A 17,317-nucleotide genomic window follows, 5' to 3' on the forward strand; every position below is an offset into this window, starting at 1 on the left:
CTTGACAATTGCGGCGTCTACGTCCAGCCGATCAACTATCCCACCGTGCCGAAGAAGACCGAGCGGCTGCGCATCACGCCGACGCCGCTGCATTCCGACGCCGACATCGCCCATCTCGTCGACGCCCTGCATTCGCTCTGGTCGCGCTGCGCGCTGGCTAGGCACGTGGCCTGAAACTTTTAACATCGCGTGGTTCGAATCGCGGCCAGAATCTCCGTCGGAGGTTCTGGCCGGATTGTTTTGCGCCCTAAACCTCTCACTGCCTGAACAGTGTCATCCGGTGCTGGTGCATTGGAACATGCCCTCTGTCTCGAAGACCCATTGGTTCCGGTTGCACTTACTTTCACCCGAGCATCGTCTTTCCATTATGGCTTTTCGATTTGGATGAGAAAACCTTTTCTCACTTGACAGTTGGATTGGTAAAAGCTTTTCTCAGGCCACTTCGGAAGGAGGAAGGTCTGAACATATCGGGAGGAAAAAGGGGCAGGATCACCATCCACGAGGTGGCGTCTGCTGCCGGGGTGAGCATTTCGACGGCGTCGAAGGCGCTCAACGACACCGGCCGTATGGGAGCGGAAACGCGCGAGCGGGTGAAGCGGATTGCCGGTGAAATCGGATATCGGCCGAATGCGCTGGCGAGGGGTCTTCTCAGCAAACGCAGCTTCACCATCGGACTGCTGACGAATGATACTTACGGCCGTTTTACGCTGCCTGTGATGGCCGGCATTTCGGACGCTCTGGTCGATCACGGCGTTTCGGTTTTCCTCTGCGCCATTGAGGACGATCCGGCGCTCGCCCAGATCCATGTGGACGCGATGCTGGACAAGCAGGTGGACGGCATTATCGCGACCGGCAAGCGGCTGGACAGGCGTCTGCCTGTCGACCTGTCGAATTTGCACGTGCCTGTCGTCTACGCCTTCACGGAGGGGACGCAGAACAGCGTTACGTTTCGTTCGGATGACGAACAAGGTGCGAGGCTTGCAGTCCAGTGGCTCGCGAAGATCGGGCGGCGGCGGATTGCGCATATCACCGGGCCGAAGGACTTCTTTTCGGTGCGGGAGCGGGCCGGCGCCTATCATCAGGTGGCCGGCCACCGCGAGCCGGTGCTCTATGGCGTCTGGTCTGAAAGCTGGGGCCATGAGGCGGTGGAGCAGCTTTGGGAGAGACCCGGAGAAAAACCGGATGCGCTCTTCTGCGGCAACGACCAGATCGCCCGGGGTGCCACGGATGCGTTGCGCGAGCGCGGCGTCAAGGTGCCGCAGGACGTCTCGGTGATCGGCTTCGACAATTGGGAGATTGTCGCGGCCCAGACACGGCCGCCGCTGACGACGGTTGATATGGAGTTGAAGGAGCTCGGGCGGCAGGCCGGATTGACGGTGCTCGCGCTTGCGGAAGGACGGCCTGTCGAGCCGGGAGTGAGGAAATTGCCCTGCCGGCTGATCATCCGGCAGTCATGCGGGGGCAAGGCTCCCGAGGAATGAAATCAGGGAAATGAGCAAAGGCGCGAGGAGATGCGCCATATTGGGAGGAATGTCATGATCAAGCGTCTATTGGCGGCTACCGGCATCGCTACCTTGTGCCTGGTGTCGGCTGCATCGGCCGCCGAGAACGTCGAAATGTGGGTTCGCTCGGGGATCGGCGACGCCTTCAAGAAGGTTGTCGAGGCCTATAATTCGAGCCATGAGAACAAGGTCGTGATGACCGAAGTGCCGTTCTCCGAGCTGGTGCAGAAATATGCGACGGCGATTGCCGGCGGACAGGCGCCCGACGCGCTTTCGATGGATCTCATCTATAACCCTGCCTTTGCCGCCGCCGGGCAGTTGGAAGACCTGACGGACTGGGCGAAGTCGCTGCCCTATTTCAACTCGCTTTCGCCATCGCATGTCCGCCTCGGCACATACGAGGACAAGATTTACGGCCTGCCGCTTTCGGTCGAGACCTCGGTCTTCGCCTGGAACAAGGATCTCTACAAGAAGGCCGGTCTCGACCCGGAAAAGGCGCCGGTGAGCTGGGACGAAATCACCGCCAATGCGGAGAGGATAAGGGCATTGGGTGAAGACACATACGGTTTCTATTTCTCCGGCGGCGGCTGCGGCGGCTGCATGATCTTCACCTTCACGCCGCTCGTCTGGGGTGCGGGCGCCGATATTCTCTCGGCCGACAGCAAGACGGCGACGCTCGATACGCCTCAGATGCGCAAGGCCGTCGACATCTACCGCAACATGGTCAAGAAGGACCTTGTACCCGCGGGTGCGGCCAGCGACAACGGCACGAACTTCCTGACTTTCACAAATGGCAAGATCGGCCAGCAAAGCCTCGGCGCCTTCGCCATCGGCACACTGGTGACCCAGCATCCCGAGATCAATTTCGGCGTGACTCTCATCCCCGGGGTCGACGGCAAGCCGTCCTCCTTTGCCGGCGGCGACAACTTCGTCATCACCAAGGGCACGAAGAAGATTGATACGGTAAAGGACTTCCTCGGCTATATCTATTCGGAAGACGGCCAGAAGGTCATGGCTAAATATGGCAGCCTGCCGACGCGCGGCGATATCGCCGATAAGGTGCTCGAGGGCCTCGATCCACGCATGCAGATTGGCCTCAACGCGATCAGTGTGGCCAAGACGCCCTATACGCTTCAGTTCAACGACCTGATCAACAGCGCCAACGGCCCATGGGCGACGTTCACCAACGCCGCGATCTTCGGCGACGACGTCGACGGTGCGTTCTCGAGCGCCCAGTCGGAAATGCAGTCGATCATCGACAGCGGCCAATAACTCTCCCAAGGCCGCGGCCGGGGAGCGGTGGCAGCTTCCCGGCCAACTTCATTGACAGATGCGGAGCGTTTCGATGACCGGTCCCGGTTCGAATACCCTATTGCCTCGGCGAAAGCGGCGGCGCAGATCGAACTGGCGCGGCCCTCTCTACATCGCGCCGGCCATGGCGCTGGTCATCGTCTTCTTCGTCATGCCGGTTCTCCTTACGGGATGGATGAGCCTTCACAACTGGCCGCTGATGGGGGCATCGCGCTGGATCGGCTTCAACAACTATTTCCGCATGGTCAACGACACCCGCTTCATGGCGGCGCTGAATTTCACGGCCTATTATACTCTCATCGTCACCATCGCGATCTTCGCCGTTGCCTTCCCGCTGGCAATCTTCGTCGAGAAGGAACGGCAGTTCGTCAGCACCTATCGCACCATCATCTTCCTGCCGGTCGTCGTCGGCCTTGCCACAGCCTCGCTGCTCTGGGTCTGGCTCGCCAATGTCGATAGCGGCTTCATCGGCCCGGCCTTGAAAGCGCTCGGTCTTCTGGAAAAGAGCCCCAACCTGCTTGCGACTTTCGACACCGCCTTCCTGACTGTCGTGGTGATGGTCGTCTGGAAGATCGCCGGCTTCACCATGATCATTCTACTGACCGGGCTACAGGCCATTCCGTCCGAGCTGACGGAGGCCGCCCGCATCGACGGCGCCGGCCGCTGGCAGCGTTTCAGGCATCTCACGCTGCCGCTGATGCGCAAGACGATCGCGCTGGCGCTGATCGTCTCCGTCACCGGCTCGATCCTGGCTTTCGACCAGTTCTACATCATGACGGCGGGTGGCCCGCAGAACAAGATGATCTCGGTCGTCTATTACATCTTCAACCAGTCCTTCGTGTCGTTCAACCTCGGCTATGGCGCAGCGCTCTCGATCGCGCTTCTCGCCATCCTGGTCGCCATCAGCATCGTGCAGCTCTGGCTGCTTCGCGTCGGGGAGGAGCGCCCATGAGCACGTCAAGGGAGCGCCGCGCGCGCAAGGCCATCCGTACGAAGTCGGCCTATCATCTCACAGGCATCGCGATCTCGGTCTTCTTTCTCGCCCCCTTCGTGATCACGCTTCTCGCCTCCTTCCGGCCGGGCACCGAATCCAGCCTGCCGCCGTTGCCGCCATGGCCGACATCCGGCGTCAGCTTCGATGCCTATGCGCTGCTCGATACCTTCGGCGCCGGCATTTGGCGGCACATGATCAATTCGCTATTCGTTTCGGTCGCCACGGTGGTGCTCACCGTTCTCGTCAGCCTGCTCGCCGGCTACGGGTTTTCGCGTTACCGCTTCCCGATGAAGAATGTGCTCTTCGTGCTGATCATCGCCACGCTGATGATCCCGTTCCAGTCGATACTGACGCCGCTCTTCATCATCCTGGCAAAACTCGGTCTCAACAATTCGCTGCTCGGGCTGACGCTTGTCTATGTGACGCTGCAGCTGCCTTTCTCCGTCTTCATGATGCGCAACGCCTTCGACGCCGTGCCGAAGGAAATCGAAGAGGCCGCCCGCATCGACGGCGCGCGCGATCTGAGGCTCTTGGCGCGTGTTCTGCTGCCGCTGGTGCTTCCCGGCGTCGCGACGGTGGCGATCTTTGCCTTCCTCAATGCCTGGAACGAGTTTCTCGCCGCGCTCGTGCTGCTCTCCAGCAATGAGAAATACACTTTGCCGGTGCTGATGACGGCGGTTCGTGCCGGGCGGCTCGGCGCCATTAACTGGGGAGCGGTCCAGGCTGGCGTTGTCGTCATGACGATCCCCTGCCTGATCGTCTTCCTGCTGCTGCAACGCTACTACATGCGCGGGCTGATGGCCGGCGCGGTGAAATGATCCCAAGAAGGTAGAGCCCATGACCAAATCAAGCAACGACCGCCAGTTTCGTCCCGTCGCCGTTCCCGATGTCGAGCTCGGCGGCTTCTGGGGCAAATGGCAGGATGCAGTCTGCAATTCCACCGCCGAGACCCTGCTCGACCGCTGCGTCGAGGCCGGCATGCTCAAGGCGATCGACGTCAGCCAGCCGAGCCCGGGCATCGTCATTCCAATTCAGCCATGGGGAGGGACGACGCAGATGTTCTGGGATTCCGACCTCGGCAAGTCGATCGAGACGATCGCCTATTCGCTCTATCGCCGGCCCAACCCGCAGCTCGAGGCGCGCGCCGACGAGATCATCGACATGTATGAGAAGATGCAGGACAAGGACGGCTATCTGAATGCCTGGTTCCAGCGCGTCGAGCCATCCCGCCGCTGGACCAACCTGCGCGACCATCACGAGCTCTATTGCGCCGGCCATCTGATGGAAGCCGCGGTCGCCTATTATCAGGCGACTGGCAAGCGCAAGCTGCTCGACATCATGTGCCGTTACGCCGATTACATGATCAAGGTTTTCGGCCACGGTGAGGGACAGATCCCCGGCTATTGCGGCCATGAGGAAATCGAACTGGCATTGGTCAAGCTTGCCCGCGTGACCGGCGAGAATAAATATCTCGACCTCTCGAAATTCTTCATCGACGAACGCGGCACCGAGCCGCACTTCTTCACGGCCGAGGCTGCTCGCGACGGCCGCAGCGCTGCCGACTTCCATCAGAAGACCTATGAATATGGTCAGGCGCACCTACCGGTGCGCGAACAGACGAAGGTCGTCGGCCATGCGGTGCGCGCGATGTATCTCTATTCCGGCATGGCCGACATCGCCACCGAATATAAGGACGACAGCCTAACGGCGGCGCTCGAAACGCTCTGGGACGATCTGACAACCAAGCAGATGTACATCACCGGCGGTATCGGCCCGGCCGCATCCAATGAAGGTTTTACCGACTATTACGACCTGCCCAATGATACGGCCTATGCGGAGACCTGCGCCTCAGTCGGGCTGGTCTTCTGGGCGAGCCGCATGCTCGGGCGCGGGCCGGACCGGCGTTATGCCGACGTCATGGAACAGGCGCTCTATAACGGCGCGCTGCCCGGCCTTTCCACAGACGGCAAGACCTTCTTCTACGACAATCCGCTCGAAAGCGCGGGCAAGCACCATCGCTGGAAATGGCACCATTGCCCATGCTGCCCGCCGAATATCGCCCGCCTGGTGACGTCGATCGGCTCATACATGTATGCCGTTGCCGATGACGAGATCGCCGTGCATCTCTATGGCGAAAGCACCGCCCGGCTAAGGCTTGCCAACGGCGCCGAGGTGGAGCTGGAGCAGGCCACCAATTATCCGTGGGACGGCGCCGTCGCCTTCACTGCCAGGTTGGCAAAGCCTGCCCGATTCGCGCTGTCGCTACGCATTCCGGATTGGGCGGAGGGCGCAACACTCAGCGTCAACGGGGCGATGCTCGACCTCGGCGCCGATGTTCGCGATGGATATGCGAGGATCGACCGCGAGTGGGCGGACGGCGACCGCGTCGCCCTTTACCTGCCGCTGGCGCTTCGGCCGCAATATGCCAATCCGAAAGTGCGCCAGGATGCCGGCCGCGTCGCCTTGATGCGCGGCCCGCTCGTCTACTGCGTCGAAACAACGGATAATGGCGACGATCTCAACACCATCGTCCTGCCCCGCGAACTCCCGGCCGCCGAAACCGTCGTGCTGAGGGAGCTCAACGATGCTGTCGCCCTCGATCTCAAGGTTGAGCGCGAGGAAACCTCAGGCTGGGGCACGCCGCTTTATCGCAAGGCGCCGGCCGAAAGGCAGGTCGCCACGGCGCGTTTCGTGCCCTATCATCTCTGGGACAATCGTGCGCCCGGAGAGATGCTCGTCTGGGTCCAGTCGGGCAAATAGGTCGCTTGGGGATGACGAACGGTATGGGTAACAAGAGCGTCGTGCTCCAGGACGTGCGGAAAAGCTATGGCAGTCTGCCCGTGGTCCACGGAATCGACCTGACAATCGCGGAAGGCGAATTCGTCGTCTTCGTCGGTCCTTCCGGCTGCGGAAAATCGACGCTGCTTCGCATGATCGCCGGCCTCGAGGACGTCACCGACGGCGAGATCGAGATCAAGGGGCGCCTCGTCACCGATCTCGATCCGTCCGAGCGCGGCATCGCCATGGTCTTCCAGTCCTACGCGCTCTATCCGCATATGAGCGTGCGCGACAACCTGGCCTTCGGCTTGAAGATGGCGCGTACGAATGCCGCCGAGATCGAGACGCGCGTCAAGGCTGCCTCCGCGATCCTGAAGATCGACCACCTGCTCGACCGGCGGCCAGGGCAGCTTTCCGGCGGCCAGCGCCAGCGTGTGGCGATCGGCCGGGCGATCGTGCGCAAGCCCGACGTCTTCCTGTTCGACGAGCCGCTCTCCAATCTCGATGCTGAATTGCGCGTGTCCATGCGCATCGAGATCGCCCGACTTCACCGCGAGCTCGGCAACACGATGATCTATGTCACACACGATCAGACTGAGGCGATGACGCTCGCCGACAAGATCGTCGTGCTGCGCGACGGCCGCGTCGAGCAGGCCGGAACGCCGCGGGAAATCTACGAAGATCCCGCCAATACATTCGTCGCGGGCTTTATTGGCTCGCCGAGGATGAATCTCCTGAACGCCCGATGGGGCGAAGGCGGCCTGGTCGACGTCGCCGGCGGGCGCATCGAAAGCGGCCTGCCACCGGCAGACAGGCCGGCCGGTGCGGCCGTGACGCTCGGCCTGCGGCCGGAGCACCTGCAGGTGGCATCCGAGCTCACAGGTAGCCTGACGGCAAGGGTCGATTTTTCGGAATATCTCGGCGGAACACAGTATCTCTATTGCCAGCTCGGTGATGGCCAGTCGCTCACCGTCGAGCACCGGTCGCCGACCAGCATTGCGGCCGGTGAGCAGATCAGCCTGCAGTTCGAGCCGTCGACTTGCCGATTGTTCGGCGAGGGCGGCAAGCGGCTACGATGATTGCAGCCGGCCGAGCCCTTATCCAACGAGATCAAGCTTCATCAGCTCCGCCGCCCGCTGCCGGGCTTGCCTGTCGGCGCTAAAGACCTCATCCATGCCGGCAGCCGGCGGCAGACCGGCCAGATCGTCCATAACCCTCTCCGTCACCTCGGCCATGGCGAGGAAGGACAGGCGCCCTTCGATGAAGGCCTCTAGCGCCACTTCCTTGGCGCCGTTCAGAACCGCGCCCTGAACGCCGCCTCGCGTCATTGCGAGGCGCGCCAGCCGCAGCGCCGGAAACCGGACCTCATCGGGCGCCTCGAAATCCAATCTCGCGAGCCTGGTGAAATCCAGCCGCTCGACCGGCAGATTAGGCCGGCGCGGAAAAGACAGCGCATAACCGATGGCCGTGCGCATATCGGGCGCGCCGAGCTGCGCCAGCACCGAACCGTCGGCATAACCGACCATGGAATGAATGATCGACTGCGGATGGAAGATCACCTCGATCTGCTCGGGCTTCAGCCGAAAAAGGTGACGGGCTTCGATCATCTCCAGCGCCTTATTGAACATTGAGGCACTGTCGATCGAGATCTTCAAGCCCATCGACCAGTTGGGATGGGCGCGCGCGGTTTCCACCGTCACGTCGGCCATCTCCTTCAACGAGGCGGTACGGAAGGGGCCGCCCGAGGCGGTCAGGATGACACGCTCGACGGCATGGCGCTGGCTCTCTTCCAGCACCTGGAAAATCGCATTATGTTCGCTGTCGACGGGAAGCAGCCTGCCGCCGCCTTCCTGGATCGCCTTGATGAAGAGATCGCCGGCCGAGACCAGGCATTCCTTGTTGGCAAGGGCGATATCGGCGCCACGGCGTGCGGCAGCCAGTGTCGGTGCGAGACCGGCGGTGCCGACGATTGCCGCCATCACCCAGTCGGCTTCGCGGTCGGCCGCCTCCATAAGGCCGGATTTGCCCGACGCAACCGTGATGCCGCTGCCGGAAAGTTCGTTTTTCAGCGCATCATAATGCCGATCATTCGCCGTCACCGCCAGCCGTGCGCCGAAGGCTCTGGCCTGTCGGGCGAGCAGCTTCACATTGCCGTTGCCCGTCAGGACGGAAATTTCGAAGTTCTCGCGCCCGCCGAGATGTTCGACGACATTGAGGGTATTGCGGCCGATCGACCCAGTCGAGCCGAAAATGCTGAGGCGCCGCGGCGCGGTTTTGCCGGTCATCATATGGAATTTCGCGAAAAATTTCTCTCGTAGGCTCAGGCTCTACTAGGGTTTGGAGGGGGCGGCAAGTGTGCGGTGCAGCAGATTTCAACCCCTAAGGGGTTTACAGAGCGGCGACGGGATGTGATGCTAATAACATTCCGGAAGGGATCGTGATCCCCATGCGGCGCTCATGGCCGCATGGATATTCGAGGCGCTGCGGCGTCTATTCGAAAAACAGGCACTTAGCTGCCACCGGCCTTTCCGGCCAGACATTAAATCGAGGATGACATCGGATGGATGGCTCGGCCGGCAGCCTATCCGCGTCCGTTGTGAGCGCTTTCGTGCGGTATCGTCCGGCGAGCAGCGGGTGTCAAATCTAGACGATCTGAGAGCATGACGACATTCAAGATAGCCATCATCCTTTTCGCCATCCTTCCTTCGCTCGCCGTGGCCGCAAAGGCGGACGACCTGCTGATCTGGTCGCCTGCCAAGGTTTCGGATCGATCGTACAGGGCGACGATGGGTTTTCGTCTGCCGGCGGAATGGGAGACGAGCGCCGGCGCCGACGTCGCATTGGCCGCGACAAACGGCGGCGCGCCGCTGCCCGATTCCGAACAGGCTATGCTCTGGGGCAAGATCAGCAAAACAGCTGTTACGCCGGCAGGCCAGTCGCAGCAGGGCGCTCGGGTCAGCGTCGACACGCTGCGCGGCAGCGGCGCTCTGACGCTCAGCCGCTCGCGCAGTTGGATACTGTCGGATTCGCTCGACATGCAAACAAGCCGGTCCATCAGCGTCCAGTATGACGCAGTCGACGCTCAGCAGGCTTCGGTGACAGCGTCGCAGGCGCTGAAATTGATCCATCCCTGGACGGGAACCTCGCTTTCGGCGGGCGCAGGCATCAGCAATGCGAGCGGCGACTTCTCGAGTACGGTGGGGGTCAATCAGGCGATCCTGCCGAACCTCAACCTCGACGCCTCGGTAAGCAATCCGTTTTCGTCCGATGAGGCAGGCAGCGTCAATCTTCGCTATCGCGTGGAGTGGTAGCGGCACGAAACCAAACGGGGCCGATGGCGTTTCTTCCTCAGGTTTGACGGAGGAACGGAAGATGGTTTTCAAAGAGCCGACATTTCATGGGCTTGCGCCTGAAGTGGAAGGGGAGATCGCTAACCGCGCATCCCTCGAGGCAGCTGTCGCCAACGCATTGGCGGTCGCCGGCGGCATCGATGCGTCGGATGTGGAGGTGACGATGGAGGAAGATCAGGTCGTGTTGACCGGCACCGTCGGTACTGTCGGGGAGATCGAACGGGCAACCGCCGTCGCCAGGGCAGTCGAAGGCGTGACTGCGGTGCAGAACCGAATCCTGCTCAGCGGGTCTGCTGTGGGCGAGCCGCATTGATATAATCGAAACTTGCCTTGCTTGCGATCGCCGTCTTGCCGGCGGTCGCACGCTGTTACACCGGCGCTTGGCCGATCAGCCGGCGAAGCGCTCGACGAGGAACGATGAGCCGGCCAGCCGATCGGTTTTCTCGGTGGTCATCGGCCCCTGCGGCTGATAGGCGATAGCGAGCAGCAGAGCGCTGACGGCCACATAGGCGATCGCAAGAAAAGCCATCCTGATATACATGATCAATACTCCCGTTTCGCCATAAACGCGGCTGACATTGCGAAGTTCCTGATGACGAGATCAGATGAAAAGCCCGGACTGGGAGAATCGGATACCCTACCGGCAGATCAGATTTTCCTTGACGATCGTATGGGCGTGAGGGTGGACTTTTGCGTCCGGGTAAAGCAGTCGCGCGAGAAGCGCTGCGACATCATATGACAGCGATAGTAGGGGCAATGACCATAAATATGGTCGTTCGGAATTGCGGCAATATGGACGGGCGCTGCCGTCGTGATGGTGATGCTGGCCGCCGCGGACGGCATGGCTTAGTGACGCTGCCGCGAGTGCGCAAGCGAGGATAACTGTTTCATGACCAGCTTCCCTTTTGGTCGCGCAATCAACTCGTCGGAAGCACGCAGGTTGGATCACATTGCGCCGCTGATTGTGAAGGCAGAAACCTTTACGGCTGCGGATCGTTAGCGCAGGGAGCAGCCGGAGGCATGGATCATGGGACCGATTGCAAGGATCTTCGCCATCGTCGCTGGACTAGCCGGCGGCGCGGTCTTTTCGCAAGCGCCGGAATTCACTCAACAATATCGCCAGCGGATCGGCGGGGCGATCGATGAGTTGCGTGTCATCGTCGAGGACTTCAACCGCCAAGCTGCCCAGCACCAACTTGACCGCCAGCAGGCGTTGAGAGCCTATGCCCAATCTTCGGATGATTTCCTGCGCGACCGCGGCGTCTCCATGCAGAGCACGATCACCCGTTATGAAACGCTGCTGGCGCAGCAGTTGAAACTCGGCACCGCCGCCCCCGTCGCCAAACCTTTTGTGTTGCTGAGGAATGCGGATGATGTGGTTTTCGCCAATACCTGGCGAGATTTTGTGCCGGGTGTGCCGGTTAGTTTTGCGGGTCTTGTATGGGGCGCGATCGGTTTTATCGGTGGGTGGGTCGTGGCGGCGTTGCTGGGATTGGGTGCGCGACGGATCGTGAGCGGGCGACGATCCTCTCAGCAGATGCAGTGAGGCGAAGCGGTTCGGTCCCAATTTACAAGGCGAGATCGACTTGCGCAGCACGCAACAAGAGGAAAACCTGGGGCTACGGCATCTCAGGGCTCATCGCCTTCGCTGGCCTGGCGATCGGCGGGATAGTGGCCTGTGCCAGCGATTGTGCTGTGCCCAGCGCCCCTCAGTTGAGGATACCTAGCAGACCTAAGTTAATTGGGATCAAGTTGGCTGTGCTAACAATTACGAAAACGGGCCAAGCTATCAAGAATTTTTCTTTCGGCTTCGCAGTAAAGCGATCATCATCTGGGAATTCCGAGAATTTGGGGCCGAAATCTTCGCTAAAATCGAAGCCATTTTTATAGTAAAAAATGATTGACCTGATATACCAATACCAGCTCCAACCACACATGCCTCCCACAAGGCAGAAGGGCAGCCACAAGACGGCCCTGTCGGGCGTGGTCATGGTTTCTCCTCCGGCCATAATGTCCTGTTGCAGTCGCCGCAGCCCGAACGATATTCGGGTACATGTTTTATCGGAGGAGCGGGATAGTACCTGTAGAGGCAGCCACCGAGGAGGGGCGTCAACAGAAATATGCAAACGAAGCGCGTCATCATCTCTGCACTACAACGACTCTCGGGAATATTGTAAAGGCGCCGCTAACACTCCGCAGCAATAAGGAAATCGTGATGCGCACCGGCAAACTTGTTCTTGCTATCTTGTTGGCTGGATGTTTGCCCCATTTCAGCGCGCGCATCCGAACCCAGCGTTTGTCAGGTAGTAGCTCCGCCGATGGCGAGCTTCTTGCCAGATCTGCAGGCATTCGTAGAAGGAATGAAGCGGGCCGATACTGCCTTCGGGGTCGCCATCCCACATTTTGATGGAAAGGAAGCGGAGAGTATGCGGCAGCTCAGCGACAAGGAAAAGGCAGCGTATGCAGCGATGAAGGACTACGCCGCTCAGATGGAGATCACGACAGGTCTTCTGCAGAAGTGTGCGAGGTAGCTGTTAAATTAGTGGATGCGCTTCACCGCGCCCTCACTATGTTCCAGGATTTGGTAGCCCTAAAACCACACCCTTTTCTTAGCCGCTCCATTATCGGGCCCGATCGCTACGCAATCTTTCCGATGCGTCGTTGTTGCACGACATGTCGCACCGACTCGCCGCTGTTCTGTTGAAATCCTTGTAAATCAAGGGAAGTAGTTGCAACACGACTGCAAGATGCGGCGGCTATATTTCGATCCGAGGTGATTGATTGCTGGTGGCCTCACAGACCATCAGGGCGGTCGTGTAGGCGTCGCCATCGGTTGGCGCGGGCCATTGGCCCATCAGGCAGTTGGCGAGATCGTGGACCGAGGACAGCTTTTCGAAGCTGCCCCAATTGATCTGGACAGGGACGATCTCCACGACGCCCCCCGCTCTTCAACGCGTTCTTTGGTCGAAACGGCGAAGAAGCAGTCTCGCTGTTACCAACGTGATTTGAAGGCGGAACGTTGCGTCCTCTTCTTCGGAGAGGCCAGCGTGACCTCCGTGCGGGTGCATCCTACTCATCAACCCCTGAATATACTGGGGTTTCTGATTGTTGGAGTTCCATTCGTTGTAGTCCTCCAACAGGAAGGGCGGCTGCACTGTTCCGAGAAAATCCCGCTTGGCTTTGCTGTCATCTTTTCCCTGATAGCCAAGCCTTTCAGCAATCTCGTCCAGATAGCTCTCGTAGAGTTTTCGAAGCTCTCCGTTTGCCGACGACCACGCTCCGCGCTCAAAGGCTGAAAGCGCCAATTGAAGGTGTCCCTTAGCCACTGTAAATCCGTGCCGATCCAGAAGCTGGACGACTTCACTTTCCGCCTCGCGAAAATCAAGCTCGGGAACATCCTCCGGAAGCATTCGGGCAAGCGTTCTTACGGTCGTTGTCCGTGGAAATGACCCGCGAAAACGCGATGGCACTTCGGTCTCCGTTTCGATGATTTCGAATCCGTCGAAGCGCAAACCAGCAACCAGCTTTGTCCAGCTATCCTCGCTGCGGCTTCGTTCCGAGACTTTGAGAGCCGATTCCACGACGGCTCGGCTGAGAGGGACGCGGCCGTTCTCCGTCATCACCTCGAGGTCTTCATCTATTGCTATTCGAGCGAGCGCTGCGACACGCCCTGACTTGCTCGATGCGTTACAACGACCTGAAATGCCCCATTGGGCTTCGAGGACTTCCATGTCGTTATGCGAATTCCCATCGCCAGCCACCTCACATGCGGCGACAACCGTCATTCTGTTGAAGGTATTCATGCGCGATCCTTGCGTTGTCATATTCCTACCCCGCGCTCCGCATGTTCCACGGGAGAGCATATTTCTTGATCAGGCCGAGTTCTAATCCAGCGCTACCGTGAACGGGCAGCCCATTCCACTCCAAGTCGGGCGGGATCGCCACGTAGATTTCAATCGAAGCGTCGGCCGCCGACAGCTCATTCTTGATGAGTGCATTCAGTCGTTGGCTGGTGCGCTGCGTGATCCCCGGCCTGCCATAGAAATACAAACGCTTGGCGATCCCCATCGTCGCCACCCCGACATACAGCGCAACGCCGTCTTTCACGAAGGCATAAACACCCACCTCTTTGGGGAGAGGGTTTTCCACGATCAGCTCATTGGTAGCCGAGATCATCCAGCGACCCGCAGGAAGGAAGCCACCATCCGTCAACACGGAAAGCGGCAGTGGTGGCTTAGGAGAACGGGTGGTCGCGGCCCGTTTTTCCTTTATCGTGGGCGTTGGCGAGCCTCCGCTGGCCTTGAGGACGTTATAGGCGTGCTGATAGCGGATGCCCAGTTGGCGGGCGATCTCGGCCGTCTCCATCCCTTCCAAGGCGAGCGCACGGATTCGGGCGGATGTTGTCATTTCGTTGACCGCGTCCATCGCAGCTGTCCTAACGTTTCTGGAGCCGCCATTTGATGCGTTTGAAAAAACCCGGCTTCTTATATTCCGCGATCTCGGTGTAGTAGAAAGGGAAGTCCTCGCGTAGCTGATTTTGTTCGCCGTAAAACAGCCTCTCGTAAGGTTCTCCGCCGAAATCAAAATGACAGTAGAGGTGGGGCTTGTTGTAATACTCGTCGCCATCCGGGTTGAACGATTCGATCATCTCGTAGGGGACCGCTCCGAGAAGCATCACCTTGGTTGCTCCAGCGGGCGGACTGGATGTGTATTCTTTCCACCCTTTCGCTTCCTCCCTTACGTAGGTCCATCGCAGACCCAACAGGACGCCGCGATCATAGGTCCCCATGAATCCCACGCGAAACCACGAGGAAATGCCTTTGGCCTTCTCTTCGGTGTTCGGGTAGTCATCGACGCGGGCGACGTCGTGGACGATGACGTCAGTTCGGTATTTGTCGCGAGCAGCCCGCAGGAAGAAGTCCTTGAAGATAGGCCGCCATTTGTCGCGTTGCGCGATCTTCTTTTCCGGCGTCAGATTTCGGGCCTTCTTGCCGAAGAAAGGGATGGGGTTGGAAGCAATGCCGACAGCTCCAAGGATCAAGCCTATGGCGGGTTCAAAGCCCGGCTCATAAAAGGTCCACAGGCCGCATCCAATAAAAGCTAACCAAGAACCACCCTGAACGACCGAATTTCTGAAAAATGACATTGCCCAACCCCAGATGCCACGCGGTTTCGCTATCGAAGGGCGGGGCGAATCACACTTTGCTTTATCGGAATGTAGCTGAACGCATCCGTATTGGGCGCGGCTTAGTTTTCCGCTTGGGACGCATTCCTCATCTGCATCTTCAATGTCTTCGCAGATTTTGAACACCCATCGGCGGCGGCGGGCCTTCCGTGCCAAGAAGCCGTTCTCCATTGCCGAATTCGACCTCAAGACTTTCGATCAGTGCGATCTCGTCATCCGTCAGGGTGTATTGCCAGACAAACCGTCAGTTGGCCCGATACAGCGCCCATGCGGTCTCTCGATCGATGGGAGCAGTCTTGCTCCTATTCCAGCACAGAGCCTCAAGCCCGGGGAAGTCGGCAGGCACGATTTCGGCCGTCATGTTCCTACTCCTGCTGCCCAAAGCTCCTTTTTCTCGATCTCGCAGCAGGCGAGACAAAGCCGACGATCCGGCAGATACTTGTCCTCGCCGTTCACGACTTGCTGGCCGATCTTGAGGACAACTTCCGACGGCTTGCCACAACGCTTGCAAGGGCCGGGGTCATATGGGCTGTCTTCGAAAAATCGGGGGCCATCGGTTTTTCCGTCCTATCTTGCCGGGTTCGCTTTCCATTCCTATCGGGCACCGAAAAGAAGACTAATACAAGACCCTCTGCCATCCGAGAAAAAGCCCCGGAAGAACCGGGGCTGGTTTTTGGTGTCTTCAGTTTAATTCGGCCTGCTTATCGGCCTGAACAGCGATGTCCACCACATGGTGCCAGAGGAACGCATCGATGAGGTAGTCGGCATAATCCAACTTCATCGGCAATATCCCGTCTCGGCCGCTGGCTTGCAGCATTTGAAAGAAATGGTTGTCGATGTAGTCGCCGGGGTCCCACAGTTTGCGGGTCAGGCCTTCGTTCTCGGGTTCGATCCGATCGATGACCTTTTCGAACACGCGGTTGGCAGTCTCTATGAGCGCGGCCCTTTGATCTCCAATGAGGGGCAGAGCTTCAATTACGGCATGGGAATCCATGTCGATCATCCTTTAAGGATTTGGCGGGAATGGGTCATCAGCATTTTCGGGTCGCCAACCGATGCTGGTTCTTAGTTGCGCGGCCTGTTATTCCATGACGCCAGGCGGCCGCCTTATGCTCACATGCGCGAGCGTAGGATATCCCGGGCCGACGGAAACGCAAGCGGTCCGGGCGACTTACTCACAATGTTCGCCCCTCAGGCGAGATAGTAGACTTTCGTCCGTTCCGGCTTGTGGAGAGCTAGTGCCTACCTGCAACTATTTAGGAACAGACGCCAAGGTTGTTCACTGGGTGTTTTGGGTGGGCAACTGATCCCTAAATACTTACGTTCGGAGGTGCTCGATAGAGACGCGTATCCGTTAGGGGCGTCTAGCGGCCGACCTCGCGCAAAGCCAGACGTCGAGAGCGCCCACATTGAGCGATCTTTCGCCCCTGATGTCCTGCCACAACAGCTCAACCGATCACACGACCAAAATACAGGCGTCGGTAGCGACGGAATCGCTTGATCGCTCGCGGATGAGATCCGACATCGATGTCTGCTACTTTAAGGGGCATCGCCTGCGAGCATGGGCTTGAAGGCATCATAGCGAAAGATCGAAACAGCACGTATCGCGGCGGGCGCGGTGGTGAATGGCAGAAGATCAAATGCATTCAGAGCGACGGCTTCGCCATTGTTGGCTATCAGAGGTCCAGCTCGGCGTCGGGAACATCGGTGCGCTGCTGTTGGCGGCGAGGAGGGAGGGCCAGCTGGTCTATGTCGGATCGGTCGGAACTGGCTTTAAGGCAAACCAGGCCCTGGAGCTTCGGGCTGCAATGGACAAGCTCAAGGTGACAGCGCCTGCGGTGAAATATTCCGGCGGGCGCAAGAACCTGATCTGGATCAAACCGAAACTCGTCGCTGAGATCGAATACAGAGCTTGGAATCATGACGGGAAGCTGCGGCATGCGTCATTTAAGGGGCTGAGGGATGCGGCCGACAATGCCGCCATCTATCAATTAGAACCGTGGGCGAGGGTAGGTTCAGTCTTTTCGTGCAAAAAGCGACTTCATAATTTTGAAAAAATCTATGATTGCCTTGATTTCTCTGCCGCCCCTAAGCTGAAGATATATTTGATCTCCTGCTTTTTCTCCGAAGGCTTCTTGTTCTCATCGCGCTTTGTCATCAGATTTGATGCCTTTCACAAGTCTCCTTGACCTGCCAA

General features: G+C 59.2%; 19 protein-coding genes and 2 pseudogenes. 13 read left to right on the forward strand and 8 right to left on the reverse strand.

Going from position 1 to position 17,317, the window contains the following annotated elements:
- The 7 genes from FFR93_RS35840 to ugpC form a co-directional block, all read left to right on the forward strand.
- Positions 1–174: aminotransferase class I/II-fold pyridoxal phosphate-dependent enzyme (locus FFR93_RS35840; protein WP_138396672.1), on the forward strand; the 174-nt coding region annotated here is incomplete at its 5' end.
- Between the two features lie 329 nt (positions 175–503).
- Positions 504–1,481, forward strand: a complete 978-nt coding sequence (locus FFR93_RS35845; RefSeq protein ID WP_138396730.1) for a LacI family DNA-binding transcriptional regulator — start codon at positions 504–506, stop codon at positions 1,479–1,481.
- 54 nt (positions 1,482–1,535) lie between these two features.
- A complete protein-coding gene (locus FFR93_RS35850) occupies positions 1,536–2,774 on the forward strand; it encodes a sugar ABC transporter substrate-binding protein (RefSeq protein WP_138396673.1) in 1,239 nt (412 codons plus the stop codon).
- Between the two features lie 73 nt (positions 2,775–2,847).
- Positions 2,848–3,765, forward strand: coding sequence for a sugar ABC transporter permease (locus FFR93_RS35855; protein WP_138396674.1), 918 nt, complete (start codon positions 2,848–2,850; stop codon positions 3,763–3,765).
- Positions 3,762–4,625, forward strand: a complete 864-nt coding sequence (locus FFR93_RS35860; RefSeq protein WP_092752699.1) for a carbohydrate ABC transporter permease — start codon at positions 3,762–3,764, stop codon at positions 4,623–4,625. The genes FFR93_RS35855 and FFR93_RS35860 overlap by 4 nt, the downstream gene beginning before the upstream one ends.
- 19 nt (positions 4,626–4,644) lie before the next feature.
- Positions 4,645–6,567, forward strand: a complete 1,923-nt coding sequence (locus FFR93_RS35865) for a glycoside hydrolase family 127 protein (RefSeq protein WP_064707931.1) — start codon at positions 4,645–4,647, stop codon at positions 6,565–6,567.
- An 11-nt stretch (positions 6,568–6,578) separates the two neighbouring features.
- On the forward strand, positions 6,579–7,664 hold the full coding sequence (gene ugpC / locus FFR93_RS35870; RefSeq protein ID WP_138396675.1) for a sn-glycerol-3-phosphate ABC transporter ATP-binding protein UgpC: 1,086 nt from the start codon (positions 6,579–6,581) through the stop codon (positions 7,662–7,664).
- 18 nt (positions 7,665–7,682) lie between these two features.
- Here the strand turns inward: ugpC and dxr are convergent, their stop codons facing one another.
- On the reverse strand, positions 7,683–8,873 hold the full coding sequence (gene dxr, locus FFR93_RS35875) for a 1-deoxy-D-xylulose-5-phosphate reductoisomerase (RefSeq protein ID WP_138396676.1): 1,191 nt from the start codon (positions 8,871–8,873) through the stop codon (positions 7,683–7,685).
- Positions 8,874–9,245: 372 nt separating this feature from the next.
- Between dxr and FFR93_RS35880 the strand changes: the two genes are divergently transcribed.
- Positions 9,246–9,896, forward strand: a complete 651-nt coding sequence (locus tag FFR93_RS35880) for a hypothetical protein (RefSeq protein WP_064707928.1) — start codon at positions 9,246–9,248, stop codon at positions 9,894–9,896.
- A 61-nt stretch (positions 9,897–9,957) separates the two neighbouring features.
- Positions 9,958–10,248 carry a BON domain-containing protein gene (locus tag FFR93_RS35885; RefSeq protein ID WP_138396677.1) on the forward strand — a complete coding sequence of 97 codons (291 nt, stop codon included), beginning with the start codon at positions 9,958–9,960 and terminating at the stop codon, positions 10,246–10,248.
- Positions 10,249–10,323: 75 nt separating this feature from the next.
- Here the strand turns inward: FFR93_RS35885 and FFR93_RS41125 are convergent, their stop codons facing one another.
- A complete protein-coding gene (locus FFR93_RS41125) occupies positions 10,324–10,476 on the reverse strand; it encodes a hypothetical protein (RefSeq protein WP_171049314.1) in 153 nt (50 codons plus the stop codon).
- Between the two features lie 486 nt (positions 10,477–10,962).
- On the opposite strand from FFR93_RS41125, the gene FFR93_RS35895 reads away from it, so the two are divergent.
- Complete coding sequence (locus FFR93_RS35895) at positions 10,963–11,481, forward strand: DUF2937 family protein (protein WP_138396678.1); 519 nt, start codon at positions 10,963–10,965, stop codon at positions 11,479–11,481.
- 56 nt (positions 11,482–11,537) lie between these two features.
- Positions 11,538–11,639, forward strand: a pseudogene (locus tag FFR93_RS41685) (DUF1515 domain-containing protein); the annotation flags it as partial.
- 5 nt (positions 11,640–11,644) lie between these two features.
- On the opposite strand, the gene FFR93_RS35905 reads toward FFR93_RS41685, so the two are convergent.
- Positions 11,645–11,926, reverse strand: coding sequence for a hypothetical protein (locus tag FFR93_RS35905; protein ID WP_138396731.1), 282 nt, complete (start codon positions 11,924–11,926; stop codon positions 11,645–11,647).
- A 339-nt stretch (positions 11,927–12,265) separates the two neighbouring features.
- On the opposite strand from FFR93_RS35905, the gene FFR93_RS35910 reads away from it, so the two are divergent.
- Positions 12,266–12,466, forward strand: coding sequence for a hypothetical protein (locus tag FFR93_RS35910; RefSeq protein WP_138396679.1), 201 nt, complete (start codon positions 12,266–12,268; stop codon positions 12,464–12,466).
- 225 nt (positions 12,467–12,691) lie between these two features.
- On the opposite strand, the gene FFR93_RS35915 is transcribed toward FFR93_RS35910, so the two are convergent.
- From FFR93_RS35915 to FFR93_RS35945, 5 genes are all read right to left on the reverse strand, one after another.
- Positions 12,692–12,868, reverse strand: a complete 177-nt coding sequence (locus tag FFR93_RS35915) for a DUF982 domain-containing protein (RefSeq protein WP_138396680.1) — start codon at positions 12,866–12,868, stop codon at positions 12,692–12,694.
- 15 nt (positions 12,869–12,883) lie between these two features.
- On the reverse strand, positions 12,884–13,738 hold the full coding sequence (locus tag FFR93_RS35920; RefSeq protein WP_138396681.1) for a hypothetical protein: 855 nt from the start codon (positions 13,736–13,738) through the stop codon (positions 12,884–12,886).
- Positions 13,739–13,763: 25 nt separating this feature from the next.
- Positions 13,764–14,360 carry a GIY-YIG nuclease family protein gene (locus tag FFR93_RS35925; protein ID WP_138396682.1) on the reverse strand — a complete coding sequence of 199 codons (597 nt, stop codon included), beginning with the start codon at positions 14,358–14,360 and terminating at the stop codon, positions 13,764–13,766.
- Between the two features lie 10 nt (positions 14,361–14,370).
- Positions 14,371–15,081, reverse strand: coding sequence for a hypothetical protein (locus tag FFR93_RS35930; RefSeq protein ID WP_138396683.1), 711 nt, complete (start codon positions 15,079–15,081; stop codon positions 14,371–14,373).
- A gap of 721 nt (positions 15,082–15,802) precedes the next feature.
- Positions 15,803–16,114, reverse strand: a complete 312-nt coding sequence (locus FFR93_RS35945; protein ID WP_138396684.1) for a hypothetical protein — start codon at positions 16,112–16,114, stop codon at positions 15,803–15,805.
- 554 nt (positions 16,115–16,668) lie between these two features.
- On the opposite strand from FFR93_RS35945, the pseudogene FFR93_RS35950 reads away from it, so the two are divergent.
- Positions 16,669–17,309 (forward strand): annotated as a pseudogene (locus FFR93_RS35950) (hypothetical protein); the annotation flags it as partial.
- Positions 17,310–17,317 lie beyond the last annotated feature (8 nt).

This window comes from Rhizobium sp. MHM7A (assembly GCF_005862215.1).
Taxonomy (GTDB): domain Bacteria; phylum Pseudomonadota; class Alphaproteobacteria; order Rhizobiales; family Rhizobiaceae; genus Rhizobium; species Rhizobium bangladeshense.

What these genes read in the sequence shown, in the direction of transcription:
- FFR93_RS35865 (WP_064707931.1), top strand. Translation starts at nt 4,645, where the DNA reads ATGACCAAATCAAGCAACGACCGCCAGTTTCGTCCCGTCGCCGTTCCC.
- FFR93_RS35850 (WP_138396673.1), top strand. Translation starts at nt 1,536, where the DNA reads ATGATCAAGCGTCTATTGGCGGCTACCGGCATCGCTACCTTGTGCCTG.
- dxr (WP_138396676.1), bottom strand. Translation starts at nt 8,873, where the DNA reads ATGATGACCGGCAAAACCGCGCCGCGGCGCCTCAGCATTTTCGGCTCG.
- FFR93_RS35880 (WP_064707928.1), top strand. Translation starts at nt 9,246, where the DNA reads ATGACGACATTCAAGATAGCCATCATCCTTTTCGCCATCCTTCCTTCG.
- FFR93_RS35920 (WP_138396681.1), bottom strand. Translation starts at nt 13,738, where the DNA reads ATGAATACCTTCAACAGAATGACGGTTGTCGCCGCATGTGAGGTGGCT.
- FFR93_RS35855 (WP_138396674.1), top strand. Translation starts at nt 2,848, where the DNA reads ATGACCGGTCCCGGTTCGAATACCCTATTGCCTCGGCGAAAGCGGCGG.
- FFR93_RS41125 (WP_171049314.1), bottom strand. Translation starts at nt 10,476, where the DNA reads ATGTATATCAGGATGGCTTTTCTTGCGATCGCCTATGTGGCCGTCAGC.
- ugpC (WP_138396675.1), top strand. Translation starts at nt 6,579, where the DNA reads ATGACGAACGGTATGGGTAACAAGAGCGTCGTGCTCCAGGACGTGCGG.
- FFR93_RS35905 (WP_138396731.1), bottom strand. Translation starts at nt 11,926, where the DNA reads ATGACCACGCCCGACAGGGCCGTCTTGTGGCTGCCCTTCTGCCTTGTG.
- FFR93_RS35895 (WP_138396678.1), top strand. Translation starts at nt 10,963, where the DNA reads ATGGGACCGATTGCAAGGATCTTCGCCATCGTCGCTGGACTAGCCGGC.
- FFR93_RS35885 (WP_138396677.1), top strand. Translation starts at nt 9,958, where the DNA reads ATGGTTTTCAAAGAGCCGACATTTCATGGGCTTGCGCCTGAAGTGGAA.
- FFR93_RS35945 (WP_138396684.1), bottom strand. Translation starts at nt 16,114, where the DNA reads ATGGATTCCCATGCCGTAATTGAAGCTCTGCCCCTCATTGGAGATCAA.
- FFR93_RS35930 (WP_138396683.1), bottom strand. Translation starts at nt 15,081, where the DNA reads ATGTCATTTTTCAGAAATTCGGTCGTTCAGGGTGGTTCTTGGTTAGCT.
- FFR93_RS35860 (WP_092752699.1), top strand. Translation starts at nt 3,762, where the DNA reads ATGAGCACGTCAAGGGAGCGCCGCGCGCGCAAGGCCATCCGTACGAAG.
- FFR93_RS35925 (WP_138396682.1), bottom strand. Translation starts at nt 14,360, where the DNA reads ATGGACGCGGTCAACGAAATGACAACATCCGCCCGAATCCGTGCGCTC.